Raw genomic sequence first — 12,567 nt, 5'->3', positions numbered from 1 at the left:
AAATTGAGGTGTTTTACATGTCAAACATTCAAACGAGACGTGCAGTAGAAGGAATTGTCTCCTATCCTCTAGGAGATTCGGCTGAAGAAATAAAACAAAAATATCAGCTTCGAACAGTGAGAAAAATGTCTGACAATGAAAACGTGTATGGCTGCTCAAATCGTGTAAAGGAAGTTATCTCTCAAAACTTGAACCAGCTATCTCTCTATCCTGATGGAACTACGTCAAGGCTTATTGCAAAATTGTCGGCATTTTACCAGTTAGGAAAAGAACGATTTCTGATTGGAAATGGTTCAGAAGAGATAATTCGCCTGCTAACACGGGCATATATAAATCCCGGTGATGAAGCGATCATGGCTTCGATGACATTTCCTCGTTATGAGACGAATGTTGTTATTGAAGGTGGGGTAGCTATCACTGTCACAATGTTAAATGGTGCGCATGATTTATCCAATATGTACGAAGAAATTACAGAGAAAACAAAGATGATCTTTGTTTGTAACCCAAATAATCCAACAGGGACAATTGTTGGGAAAGAGGAACTTTTACAATTAATTAAAAATATTCCGCAGCATATTCTGATTATATTGGATGAAGCTTACTATGAATATGTATGCTCAAATAATTACCTTGAATCTGTTCCACTACTGTATAATCACCCAAACCTAGTTATCCTGCGAACTTTCTCAAAAGTTTATGGGTTAGCCAGTCTTCGTATCGGCTACGGGATCATGGATCCGGCAATAGTGAAGGAGCTGCACAAGGTGAAGGAGGTTTTTAATGTAAATCAGCTGGCTCAAGTGGCTGCTGAAACCGCTCTTGATGATCAGGAATTCATCAAAGGCTGTGCGGTGAAAAATGCATTGGAGAGAGCGTTTGTTTGTGAACAATTGGATGAGATGGGGTTTGGTTATTTTCCATCTGAAACGAATTTTGTTTATGTGTACGCACATCAGCCTGTTGCCGCCAAGCTAATAACTAACGGTATCATTGTCCGGCAAATAATGCTATCAGGATATGCTGATGCCTTTCGGATTACACTCGGTACACGTGAAGATAATGAATTTTTCCTAACAACACTTAATGAAATAGTTAGAGAGAAGGCGGTGTAAACATTGGAAATCACTCCGGGTAATCTGGAATGGAAAGATGCCTATAAATTACTGGTGGGGTCCATTTTACCCCGGCCGATTGCATTTGTGACGACAATTAATGAGATGGGGATCGTGAATGCAGCACCATTTAGTTTTTTTACCGCTATTTGTGCAGATCCGATGCTCATTTGTTTTTCGCCAATGAGAAGGGGAACGGACGGAAAGAAAAAGGATACACTTGCCAATATTGAGGAAACAAGGGAATTCGTAATAAACATTGTCAGCGAAGATTGGACAGAAAAGATGAATATTTGTGCGACTGAGTTTCCTGCTGAAATGGATGAACTAGATATTTCTGGTTTGTGGAAGGAAAGCAGTCAGATGGTAAAACCGCCTAGGGTAAAAGAATCAAAAATTCATCTGGAATGTTCTCTTTATCAAGTGCTTCATTTTGGTGAGCATCCAGGTGCAGGGAGTCTAGTCATAGGAAAGGTAGAGCATGTCCATGTTGCAGAAGAGCTTTATGAAAAGGGCAGAATTAATACTGATAAACTAAAGCCTGTCGGACGTATGGCTGGACAAATGTATACAAAGCCATTGGGTGATGTTTTTGAATTAGTCCGAAAAACAAACCTGAGGTGAGACGATGAAATTTGTAACCTTTCAAAAGAAGGATGGGGCGTTACGAGCTGGATGGATCGAAAATGATCACTTTGTAGTTGATATGCATGAAGCTTCAAACGGTGTATTACCGAAAGACATGCTTTCATTTCTTGAAAACCATTCTTTTTTCATGAAGTATCTCTCTGGTGAACAGAAGACTCTGTCTGCAAATAAAGGAGTTTATTTATTAAAAGAGGTTGAATTAAAAGCACCGCTGCCAAATCCGAAAAGTTTTAGGGACTTTTATGCTTTTGAAGAACACGTGAAAACAGCAAGAGAAAACCGTGGACTTGATATGATCCCTGAATGGTATGAAATTCCTGTGTTTTATTTTTCTAATCATTTAGCGTTTAAAGGACCTAACGAAAGTATCACTCGGCCGAAAAATTGTGAATGGCTTGATTATGAATTAGAAATTGCATGTGTAATCGGAAAAGAAGGCAAGGATATTAAAGCTGAACATGCGGATCAACATATTTTTGGGTATTGTATCCTAAATGATTGGAGTGCGAGAGATTTACAAAGGAAGGAAATGAAGGTTGGGCTTGGACCAGCAAAGGGCAAGGATTTTGCAACCTCGATTGGTCCATTTATAGTAACGAAGGATGAAATGGAAGAATATCGGGTCGAAAATGGCTATGAGTTAAACATGAGGGCGAAAGTAAATGGTGTCTTATTATCAGAAGGGAATTTGAAAGAAATTTACTATTCGTTTGGGGAAATGATCGAGCAGGCTTCAAAAGGGGTTACTTTGTATCCAGGAGAAATGATTGGTTCCGGGACCGTAGGGAGCGGCTGTATTTTGGAGCTTGGAACAGATGTTCATCGCTGGTTAGTGCCGGGTGATGAAGTTGAATTAGAAATTACTGCTCTAGGAAAATTGATTAATACAATCATTAGTGAGTGAGGTGGGGAGATGTTTTATCGACAAATGGGGAGAATTCCGCATAAACGTCATACGGCGTTTAGAAAAGATGATGGCAGTCTATTCAGAGAACAGGTGATGGGAACAAAAGGCTTCTCGGGAACACAATCCATTCTTTACCATCACCATATGCCAACTGAGGTAGTAAAAACAACATTAATTGGAAAGTATTTACCGGAATATGAGGAGCAATGCCCACTAAAGCACAGACATTTGATGACGAATAATATTGAGAAAAATGGCGATGCGCTTAAAGCCAGACAGTATCTATTGGGCAATGAGGATTTACTGATAGGGACAGGAAATATAACAGGACCAATGAATAACTACTATCGAAATGGTGACGGCGATGAAATGATCTATATTCATTATGGAAACGGCAAAATAGAAACGATGTTTGGAACAATCACGTATCGTCCGGGGGATTATGTAATAATCCCGATTGGAACGATTTATCGTTTTATTCCAGATAATAGCGAAAAGACAAAAGCTTTATTTATTGAATCATTTAGTCAAATAACGACACCGAGAAGGTATCGGAATGAGTATGGTCAATTGCTTGAGCATAGCCCATTCTGTGAAAGAGATATTCGCGGTCCGGAAAAATTGGAAACATTTGATGAAAAAGGTGAGTTTGAAGTCATTACAAAAACAAGAGGATATCTTCATTCCCATATATTAAACCATCATCCTCTCGATGTGGTAGGGTGGGACGGGTATTTATATCCATGGGTATTTAATATTGAAGATTTTGAACCAATTACTGGAAGGGTCCACCAGCCGCCGCCGGTTCATCAAACATTTGAAGGGCATAATTTTGTTGTTTGTTCCTTTGTGCCAAGATTGTTTGATTACCATCCAGAGGCGATACCTGCACCATATACACATAGTAATGTGAATAGTGATGAACTCCTTTACTATGTTGAAGGGAACTTTATGAGCAGGAAAGGGGTAAATATTGAATCCATCACGTTGCATCCAAGTGGAATCCCTCATGGTCCGCATCCTGGGACGACGGAAGCAAGCATCGGGAAGAAGGAAACGCTAGAGCTTGCGGTTATGATTGATACGTTCAGACCTTTGAAGGTCGTCAATCAGGCTAAAGCAATTGAGGATGAAAAGTATATGTTTACATGGGTTTAATTAACAAAAATGCCTGTGAGATAGCGTTTAGAACGTGTATCCCCAGGCATTCTCTTTTTATTCGTTGTGCCACAATGTAGCAAGCGTGCCTTCACCGGAATGAGAGGCAATGGTGGAGCTTATTTCACCGATGAAAATATCAAGTTTAGGGAAAAGAGCTTTTATTTCATTTCCAAGCTCTTTCGCTTTTTCATGGACATTTCCGTGTAATATCTGCACTTGGGAAATTGAGTGTTTTTTATATGAATCACCAAGCAATTCCAGCATACGTTTAACTGCTTTCTTCTCTGATCGAACCTTTTCGAAAAGTTCAAATTCACCATGATTGTTAATTCTGATAATTGGCTTTATATTTAAAAGGCTACCTAATAAATAGGCGGTTCCTGACATTCTTCCGCCTTTGTAAAATTGATCAAGGCTTCCTAGTAAAAAATAGTTCTCTGATTTTGTAGCATCCTTTTGCAAAAAATTAGCGATTTCTTTACTAGACATACCCTTTTCAGCAAGATCCATCCCTTTATTTATTAAGGTCGTTATCGCATAAGACATTGACTTAGAATCGACTGCTTCTACTGGGAAATCTGCGAGTGCAGCTCCAGAAAGACAGCTATTAATAGTTCCACTTAATTTACTAGAAATATGAACGGCAACAGCAGAATCATAGTTTTCCTTTAATCGTTCAAACAGCTCAGCAAATCGTCCTGCAGACGGCTGAGAAGTCTTCGGGATTTCTTTTGCTGAAACAATTCTTTTATATAATTGATCTGTACTTAAATCGATTCCATCTTCAAAGGTTTCGTCTCCGAATGTTATGGATAATGGAATAACATACACATCAGGGTGTTTTTTCAAATCATCTGTAATATAGGCAGTACTGTCAGTAATCCAGGCAATCTTTTTTACAGTCATAAATTAGTTAGTCCTTTATAAATATTTACCCGCTTAAAGGTTAGCCAAGAAAAGAAATATTACTATTTTCTCATAGTTATAATTAAAAATATTATTAATTTACGGGCTTTTTTTATTATACACTATTGTAATCGGTTGCACGAGTTTTATTAAATGTTCAAAGATTGGTCACAAATGCCTACATAAAAATAAAAGCCCCTGCTTTGCAGAAGGCTTCTATACTTGATTATTTAGATAGCTGCTGGGACCATTCTTCGACATCCCAAACCTTTGTTACCCAGTCTTCATAAAAGTCAGGTTCGTGACAAACTAATACAACAGTTCCTTTATACGCTTTTAAGGCACGCTTTAATTCTTCCTTTGCGACGACATCAAGGTGGTTGGTTGGCTCATCAAATAAGAGCCAGTTGCTCTCGTTCATAAGGAGCTTACATAGTCTAACCTTCGCTTGTTCTCCACCACTTAATTGGTTTAATGGGCGAGAGATATGTTCATTTTTTAGACCGCATTTTGCCAGAGCCGCACGTACTTGATGCTGATCCATTGATGGGAACTCATTCCAGACATCATCAATTGGAGTGATATTTTCTGCTTTTACTTCTTGTTCAAAATAAGAAGGGAAAAGGAAGTCACCACGTTCAACTTTTCCGCTAATCGGATTGATTTTTCCGAGCATTGTTTTGAGTAGAGTCGATTTTCCGACCCCGTTGCAGCCAACAATAGCAATTTTTTCTCCACGCTCAATTGTTATCGACATTTTAGGTAGTAGCGCATGTGTATACCCAATTTCAAAATCCTGTCCTTCGAACACATAACGGCTGCTGCCGCGTGATTCCTTAAATTCAAAGGTTGGCTTCATGGCCGTTTCAGGACGGTCGATTCTTTCCATGCGATCAAGCTGCTTTTGACGGCTTTTTGCCCGGCCAGTCGTTGAGTAGCGCGCTTTATTTTTTGCGATAAAATCTTCTTGTTTTTTAATGAAATCCTGCTGTTTTTCATATGCATTGAGGTGCTGATTTTTATTAATCTCTGCTAATTCGAGGAACTTATCATAGCTTGCTGTGTAACGTGTCAGCTTCGAAAATTCTAAATGAAAGATTGTGTTAGAAACCTGATTCATGAATTCTGTATCATGAGAAATAAGCATAAATGCATATGGATATTCTTTTAAGTAGTTTGAAAGCCAGCGAATATGCTCGACATCTAAATAGTTTGTTGGTTCATCAAGCAATAGAACTTGTGGCTGTTCAAGGAGCAGCTTTGCAAGTAATACTTTTGTTCGCTGTCCACCACTTAATGCGGAAACGTCACGGTCCAGTCCGATTGCATCCAAACCAAGTCCGCGTGCAGCTTCCTCAATCTTTATATCAAGAGAATAAAAACCGCCTGCATCCAAGCGATCCTGAATTTTCCCCATTTCATCCAGCAATTCTTCAAGTTCTTCAGGAGTAGCATCCGCCATCTTTGATGTGACCTCATTAAGTGCTTTTTCTTGTTCAAAAAGCGGAAGAAAGGCATCTTTAAGCACATCTCGCATGGTTTTTCCTGGAGTGAGAACAGTATGCTGATCTAGGTAGCCATAATGAACACTTGGTGTCCATTCGACACGTCCGGAATCATGTATCAGCTGGCCTGTAATAATATTCATCAAAGTTGATTTTCCAACCCCATTTGCTCCAACAAGCCCTACATGATCTTCAGCTAAAAGACGGAAGGAAACATCTTTAAACAATGTCCGATCGCCAAAAGTATGGCTCAAAATTTCAACGTTTAATAAGCTCATTTTTTATATCCTCAACTTTCAAAAGTAATCCATTTTTACATTCTACAAGATTTTTATTCATTCGACTAGACTTTCAGCGGGAGGGAAGAGGAAAAAGTAATGGAAAAAGAGGCAGAAGATGAAATAGGAGGCAGCTTGGGTGCCACTAGTGATTTTGGTGAACTTAAATACCAAAATCAAAAAGATATAGTTGCAATAAAGAAATTAAGTGCCCACATTTTCCAAAAAAATGAAAAATAGAGTCTTAATAAGATTTTATGAACCTAATTATTCCAAAATATTGCAATATTGAGCTTTAAAAAGAAGTTATGAACCTATTATTTCCAGTAATAACCAAAATGGGGTAAGTAAATTTTAAAATATGCAAATAGGGCATCCATCATATAAGACGGATGCCTTGTTCTATGAGTCTATTATTTTACTTCTTGCGGAACTTTCAAGCCAAGTCCTTCTGCAATACGAGTACCGTATTCAGGATCAGCCTTGTAGAAGTGCTGGATTTGACGAAGCTTAATTTTCTCCAATTCAACAGGCTTCATTGCTGAAACTATATTTGCAACTAAGCGAGTACGTTCTTCTTCAGACATTAAGCGGTAAAGGTCTCCTGGTTGAGTATAATGATCGTTGTGATCATAGGCGACACTTTCAGCAATTCCGGTGATAGGGAATGCTGCTTGCTTATGTTCTGTTACTTCTGTAGGTCCGCTAAAGCTGTTTGGTTCATAGTAGACAGAACCGCCACCATTGTTATCGAACCGCATTTGTCCATCACGCTGATAATTCTTCACTTCATTTCTCGGACGGTTAATTGGCAATGCTTGATGGTTTGCACCAACACGGTAGCGATGAGCATCATGGTAAGCAAATAGGCGGCCTTGCAGCATTTTATCTGGTGAAACATCGATTCCAGGAACTAGAGTGCCAGGTGAGAATGTTGCTTGTTCCACTTCTGCAAAGTAGTTTTCTGGATTTTTATCTAAAACCATTTTTCCTACTTCAATTAATGGATAATCTTTATGTGACCAAATCTTTGTTACATCAAATGGATCAAAGCGGTAAGTATTTGCATCTTCTAGCGGCATGATTTGAACTTTCAAAGTCCAAGATGGATAATCACCATTTTCAATTGCGTTAAATAAATCCTCTGTATGGTAATCAGGATTTTCACCCGCAAGTTTTGCTGCTAGGTTTACATCCATGTTCTTCACACCTTGATCAGCAATAAAGTGATATTTCACCCATACGCCATCACCGTCTTTGTTTGTCCATTTAAATGTATGGCTTCCATATCCATTCATATGTCGTAATGTTGCTGGGATTCCACGGTCTCCCATTAAGTATGTTACTTGATGAAGGGATTCAGGTGATAATGACCAGAAGTCCCAAACAGCAGTAGGATTTTTCAAATGAGTCTTTGGATCTCTCTTCTGTGTATGAATGAAATCAGGGAATTTAATCGCATCGCGAATGAAGAAAATCGGTGTATTGTTTCCAACTAAGTCATAATTTCCTTCTTCCGTATAAAACTTTACAGCAAATCCACGTGGATCACGTACAGTATCCGCTGAGCCAAGTTCACCAGCAACAGTAGAGAAACGGATAAACATTGGTGTGCGTTTGCCCACCTCTGATAAAAAGTCAGCCTTTGTATATTTCGTTAGATCGTTTGTTACTTCAAAATATCCGTGTGCACCTGCGCCTTTTGCGTGAACAACACGCTCAGGTACACGTTCACGGTTGAAGTGAGCTAATTTCTCAAGTAAATGTACATCTTGAATTAATGTAGGGCCTCGAGAACCAGCAGTCATTGAGTTTTGGTTATCACCAACGGGTGCACCCCAGCTTGTAGTTAGATTGTTGTTATTAGTCATTTCATATTCACCTCATATAAATTAGTTAATTACCTCTTGCATGCAATGATAACACTTCTCAACAAAAAATCAATATTTATTTATAATTAATACAAATAAAAAATAAATATAATAAAATAATAGATAGAATGAAATGCTTTGACATAGGACAATGATGTTTTCTAAAAATATGTATTGTATGGATGGGGATGTCCTATTTGCAACAACAGTATAATTATATGAAGAAGTTTGGAAATAAGAACAAGTGAGAAGATTTTAATCACGAAACTTATTGAATTGCTTGACTTTTAGGATTATTTAAATAAAATAGAAGTTGGAATAGCAAAAAATGAATAGCAACACATCACTTTCTTATCCAGAGAGACTGAGGGACAGGCCCTAAGAAGTCTCGGCAGCAGGTTCTTAAATGAACACTGTGCCAATTCCTGCAGATGCATTACGTGTCTGGAAGATGAGAATGAGATGGTTTCGTAAGTACGAGCCTTCTTTTTTTCTTTTGGATGAGAAAAAGGAGGTTTTTTTCGTTTAAATACCTACTCATTACTTTTAAAAAAATAGAGCAAACTAGGAAATGCAGCTAAAAAATTTTACCGTCTATTCTGTCCATGAGGTATGTACAAAGTTAAAAATTATGTTAAAGTATAATCTAAGAATCCTTTACATAACAAGGTTGCAGATGTCCTTTCTAGAAAAACAACTGTATACTGTAAGGTGACAATTAGTGTGAAAATATCTAACTGGGGGATTTAATAATGACAAGTAAAACATTAGATGCATTTTTAAATGAGAATCTAGAAGATTTAAGAGGCAAAGGGTTATACAATGTGATCGACCCTCTTGAAAGCCCGAATGGACCAGTCATTAAAATAAATGGAAAAGAATTAATTAACCTTTCTTCCAATAACTATTTAGGTCTGGCAACAGATGAACGATTGAAAAAAGCAGCGACTGATGCACTTAACAAATATGGGGTTGGTGCTGGAGCTGTCCGGACAATTAATGGAACATTGGATATTCATCTTAAACTTGAAGAAAAATTAGCTGAGTTTAAACATACAGAGGCTGCAATTGCGTATCAATCAGGGTTCAATTGTAATATGGCAGCGATTTCAGCTGTAATGGATAAAAATGATGCGATCCTTTCAGACGAATTAAATCATGCTTCAATTATTGATGGCTGCCGTTTATCAAAAGCAAAAATTATTCGGGTTAACCATTCTGACATGGAAGATTTAAGAGCGAAAGCGAAGGAAGCGAAAGAATCAGGTCTTTATAATAAAATCATGGTTATCACGGATGGGGTTTTCTCAATGGACGGGGATATCGCAAAACTTCCTGAAATTGTTGAAATTGCTGAGGAATTTGATCTAATAACGTACGTAGATGATGCACACGGATCAGGTGTTCTAGGTGATGGAGCAGGAACAGTTAAGCATTTCGGATTATCCGATAAAATTGATTTTCAAATCGGAACACTTTCTAAAGCAATTGGCGTTGTGGGCGGTTATGTGGCTGGGAAGCGCGAACTTATTGATTGGCTAAAAGTTCGCAGCAGACCTTTCCTTTTCTCTACTTCATTAACACCTGCTGATGTTGTTGCGAGCACGAAGGCGATCGAAATATTAATGGAAAGCACTGAATTAAATGAGAAGCTATGGGATAACGCAAACTATTTAAAAGCAGGATTAAAGAAATTAGGGTTTGATATCGGGAATAGTGAAACACCAATTACACCATGTATTATCGGTGATGAAGTAAAAACACAGGAGTTCAGTAAAAAGCTGAATGAAGAAGGCGTTTATGCGAAGTCAATCGTGTTCCCAACCGTACCAAGAGGAACAGGCAGAGTAAGAAATATGCCTTCTGCTGCACATACAAAGGAAATGCTTGATCAAGCAATTGCGATTTATGAAAAGGTTGGAAAGGAAATGGGCATTATCTAAAAGATGAACATTTCTTAGATAGAGAACACTTTCGAAAAGGGAAGAGATGGAGGCAATCAATGAAAAAGATCTTTATTACAGGTGCATTAGGGCAAATTGGGTCTGAATTAACTGTTAAGCTCAGAGATATTTATGGTACAGATAATGTGATTGCAACAGATATTCGAAAAAATGAAACAGAAGCTGCACAGTCGGGTCCTTTTGAAGTGGTAGACGTAACTGACTCAAAAACGATGATTGAGGTAGCGAAGAAATATAAAGTTGATACAGTTATTCATATGGCAGCACTGCTATCTGCGACTGCAGAGGCAAATCCTGTATTCGCTTGGAATTTAAACATGGGTGGACTTATGAATGCACTAGAAACTGCAAGGGAATTAAGCTGTCAGTTTTTCACACCTAGCTCAATCGGAGCGTTCGGCCCTTCTACGCCAAAGGATCATACACCTCAGGATACCATTCAGCGTCCGACAACAATGTACGGGGTAAATAAAGTAGCTGGTGAGCTGCTAGCTGATTATTACTATCATAAGTTTGGTGTTGATACGAGAGGATTAAGATTTCCTGGCTTGATTTCCTATGTAACTCCTCCTGGAGGTGGAACTACGGACTATGCAGTTGAAATTTATTATGAGGCCATTAAAAATAGACGATATACATCTTATATTGATAAAGGAACATATATGGATATGATGTATATGCCTGATGCATTAAATGCAATTGTCGAATTAATGGAGGCTGATGCATCCAAATTATTACACAGAAATTCATTTAATGTGACGGCAATGAGCTTTGATCCAGAAGAAATTGCAGCTGAAATCCGCAAGCATATCCCAAGCTTTGAAATGAACTATAACGTCGATCCTGTTCGTCAAAAAATTGCCGATAGCTGGCCAAATTCAATCGATGCTAGTGCAGCCAAGGAAGAGTGGGGCTTTAAAGCGGAATTTGATTTAGCAAAAATGACAGCAGATATGTTAGAGAAACTGAGCAAGTAAACATGGAAAGGACAGCTATGATTAGCTGTCCTTTTTAAATCTATTCCAAGATGAATGTATGAGGAGATGCTGATAAAGTCAAAGTATTCAGCTTCTCCTTTTCTCCTTTGACAGATATAAGGAATGATAAATTTTTTGAGTATAGTTAGTTATTTGTTCATCATATTCTGGATATTCGTAATTTAGTTTATATTCTTTCATCTTTTTTGGCGATACCAAGAATTAATTCCATCATTTCGTATTCGCTTCTCAATTTTAATCCCTCCCAAAATTACTTCTAATACATTATAACATGGAGGATTTTCTAAAAATGTTGGCTGTAGTCCAATTACTTGAAATGAATAATGGTAAAATAGAGAAGTATGAAAGACTGGTAAAGAAACAAACCTTTTTCACAATTAATTGGGTATTTTTAAGGAGGAAGTGCAAAACTATGGATTTCGAAACAGTTATGCGAGAGCTTGAAGCCCTTGGTAAGGAACGAACTAAAAAAATGTACATATCCAATGGTGCGCATGATCCGCTTTTTGGAGTGGCAACTGGTGCCATGAAACCAATTGCAAAGAAAATAAAAATAAATCAATCTTTAGCTGAAGAGCTTTACGCCACAGGTAACTACGATGCCATGTACTTTGCAGGGATTATTGCAGATCCAAAAGCAATGAATGAATCGGATTTTGACCGTTGGATGGATGGAGCGTATTTTTATATGCTGTCCGATTATGTGGTGGCAGTAACTTTATCAGAGTCAGATATTGCCCAAGACGTTTCAGATAAGTGGATTGCAAGCGGTAATGAGCTGAGAATGTCAGGGGGCTGGAGTTGCTATTGCTGGCTTTTAGGGAATCGTAAGGACAATGAGTTTTCTGAAAGTAAGATTTTCAATCTGCTTGATTTTGTGAAAGATACGATTCACGATTCGCCAGAGCGAACGAAATCCGCTATGAATAATTTTCTATACACTGTGGGGATTTCATATTTGCCTCTTCATGAAAAGGCAGTCGAGACCGCAAAGGAAGTAGGCATAGTAGAAGTCAAACGGGGAATGAAAAAAAGCAGTTTCCTAAACGCTTACGAAAGTATTCAAAAAGAAATTGATAGAGGGAAGCTGGGTTTCAAACGTAAATATGTAAGGTGTTAAAATAACATTCATAGGGGTGTTGATCCAAAAAGGATCAATACTCTTTTTGTTGAAGTTACAAAACGTTCAAGGGGAAGAGTGTAAGTACAGTAAAAAT

The 12,567-nt window shown here is 38.1% G+C and carries 11 protein-coding genes and 1 riboswitch; of the genes, 8 read left to right on the top strand and 3 right to left on the bottom strand.

Annotated elements, in window-relative coordinates:
- Nucleotides 1-17 precede the first annotated feature (17 nt).
- The 4 genes from hisC to FI644_RS23330 are packed head-to-tail and all read left to right on the top strand — an operon-like array spanning nucleotide 18 to nucleotide 3,825.
- A complete protein-coding gene (gene hisC, locus FI644_RS23345; protein ID WP_056684480.1) occupies nucleotides 18-1,112 on the top strand; it encodes a histidinol-phosphate transaminase in 1,095 nt (364 codons plus the stop codon).
- Between the two features lie 3 nt (nucleotides 1,113-1,115).
- Nucleotides 1,116-1,736 (top strand): flavin reductase family protein, encoded by a 621-nt coding sequence (locus tag FI644_RS23340; protein WP_056684483.1) that lies wholly within the window; start codon nucleotides 1,116-1,118, stop codon nucleotides 1,734-1,736.
- A 4-nt stretch (nucleotides 1,737-1,740) separates the two neighbouring features.
- Nucleotides 1,741-2,664 carry a fumarylacetoacetate hydrolase family protein gene (locus tag FI644_RS23335; protein ID WP_142108870.1) on the top strand — a complete coding sequence of 308 codons (924 nt, stop codon included), beginning with the start codon at nucleotides 1,741-1,743 and terminating at the stop codon, nucleotides 2,662-2,664.
- Nucleotides 2,665-2,673: 9 nt separating this feature from the next.
- On the top strand, nucleotides 2,674-3,825 hold the full coding sequence (locus tag FI644_RS23330; RefSeq protein ID WP_053475894.1) for a homogentisate 1,2-dioxygenase: 1,152 nt from the start codon (nucleotides 2,674-2,676) through the stop codon (nucleotides 3,823-3,825).
- A 57-nt stretch (nucleotides 3,826-3,882) separates the two neighbouring features.
- On the opposite strand, the gene FI644_RS23325 is transcribed toward FI644_RS23330, so the two are convergent.
- Together FI644_RS23325 and FI644_RS23320 are read right to left on the bottom strand one after the other, a co-directional pair.
- Nucleotides 3,883-4,734 (bottom strand): DegV family protein, encoded by an 852-nt coding sequence (locus tag FI644_RS23325; protein WP_053475895.1) that lies wholly within the window; start codon nucleotides 4,732-4,734, stop codon nucleotides 3,883-3,885.
- Between the two features lie 226 nt (nucleotides 4,735-4,960).
- Nucleotides 4,961-6,517 carry an ABC-F family ATP-binding cassette domain-containing protein gene (locus FI644_RS23320; protein ID WP_142108869.1) on the bottom strand — a complete coding sequence of 519 codons (1,557 nt, stop codon included), beginning with the start codon at nucleotides 6,515-6,517 and terminating at the stop codon, nucleotides 4,961-4,963.
- A 99-nt stretch (nucleotides 6,518-6,616) separates the two neighbouring features.
- Between FI644_RS23320 and FI644_RS26535 the strand changes: the two genes are divergently transcribed.
- Nucleotides 6,617-6,757, top strand: a complete 141-nt coding sequence (locus FI644_RS26535; protein ID WP_156319111.1) for a hypothetical protein — start codon at nucleotides 6,617-6,619, stop codon at nucleotides 6,755-6,757.
- 173 nt (nucleotides 6,758-6,930) lie between these two features.
- Here FI644_RS26535 and katA read toward each other — a convergent pair whose 3' ends face one another.
- The gene (gene katA, locus FI644_RS23315) at nucleotides 6,931-8,388 is read right to left on the bottom strand and encodes a catalase KatA (RefSeq protein ID WP_056684488.1); all 1,458 of its coding nucleotides are present in this window, start codon (nucleotides 8,386-8,388) and stop codon (nucleotides 6,931-6,933) included.
- A 348-nt stretch (nucleotides 8,389-8,736) separates the two neighbouring features.
- Nucleotides 8,737-8,846, top strand: a riboswitch (SAM riboswitch).
- Between the two features lie 294 nt (nucleotides 8,847-9,140).
- On the opposite strand from katA, the gene FI644_RS23310 reads away from it, so the two are divergent.
- The 3 genes from FI644_RS23310 (at nucleotide 9,141) to FI644_RS23300 (ending at nucleotide 12,470) form a co-directional block, all read left to right on the top strand.
- On the top strand, nucleotides 9,141-10,331 hold the full coding sequence (locus FI644_RS23310; protein WP_056684491.1) for a glycine C-acetyltransferase: 1,191 nt from the start codon (nucleotides 9,141-9,143) through the stop codon (nucleotides 10,329-10,331).
- A gap of 59 nt (nucleotides 10,332-10,390) precedes the next feature.
- On the top strand, nucleotides 10,391-11,329 hold the full coding sequence (locus FI644_RS23305; RefSeq protein WP_053475899.1) for an L-threonine 3-dehydrogenase: 939 nt from the start codon (nucleotides 10,391-10,393) through the stop codon (nucleotides 11,327-11,329).
- Between the two features lie 433 nt (nucleotides 11,330-11,762).
- Nucleotides 11,763-12,470 carry a DNA alkylation repair protein gene (locus FI644_RS23300; RefSeq protein ID WP_053477517.1) on the top strand — a complete coding sequence of 236 codons (708 nt, stop codon included), beginning with the start codon at nucleotides 11,763-11,765 and terminating at the stop codon, nucleotides 12,468-12,470.
- Nucleotides 12,471-12,567: the final 97 nt, after the last annotated feature.

Origin of the sequence: Cytobacillus solani (assembly GCF_006704205.1) — a bacterium.
GTDB lineage: Bacteria > Bacillota > Bacilli > Bacillales > Cytobacillaceae > Cytobacillus > Cytobacillus solani.
Note: the sequence above shows the minus strand (reverse complement) of the source record. Positions and strands in the feature narration are given on the sequence as shown.

What these genes read in the sequence shown, in the direction of transcription:
- hisC (WP_056684480.1), top strand. Translation starts at nt 18, where the DNA reads ATGTCAAACATTCAAACGAGACGTGCAGTAGAAGGAATTGTCTCCTAT.
- FI644_RS23335 (WP_142108870.1), top strand. Translation starts at nt 1,741, where the DNA reads ATGAAATTTGTAACCTTTCAAAAGAAGGATGGGGCGTTACGAGCTGGA.
- FI644_RS23330 (WP_053475894.1), top strand. Translation starts at nt 2,674, where the DNA reads ATGTTTTATCGACAAATGGGGAGAATTCCGCATAAACGTCATACGGCG.
- FI644_RS23325 (WP_053475895.1), bottom strand. Translation starts at nt 4,734, where the DNA reads ATGACTGTAAAAAAGATTGCCTGGATTACTGACAGTACTGCCTATATT.
- FI644_RS23320 (WP_142108869.1), bottom strand. Translation starts at nt 6,517, where the DNA reads ATGAGCTTATTAAACGTTGAAATTTTGAGCCATACTTTTGGCGATCGG.
- FI644_RS26535 (WP_156319111.1), top strand. Translation starts at nt 6,617, where the DNA reads ATGGAAAAAGAGGCAGAAGATGAAATAGGAGGCAGCTTGGGTGCCACT.
- katA (WP_056684488.1), bottom strand. Translation starts at nt 8,388, where the DNA reads ATGACTAATAACAACAATCTAACTACAAGCTGGGGTGCACCCGTTGGT.
- FI644_RS23310 (WP_056684491.1), top strand. Translation starts at nt 9,141, where the DNA reads ATGACAAGTAAAACATTAGATGCATTTTTAAATGAGAATCTAGAAGAT.
- FI644_RS23305 (WP_053475899.1), top strand. Translation starts at nt 10,391, where the DNA reads ATGAAAAAGATCTTTATTACAGGTGCATTAGGGCAAATTGGGTCTGAA.
- FI644_RS23300 (WP_053477517.1), top strand. Translation starts at nt 11,763, where the DNA reads ATGGATTTCGAAACAGTTATGCGAGAGCTTGAAGCCCTTGGTAAGGAA.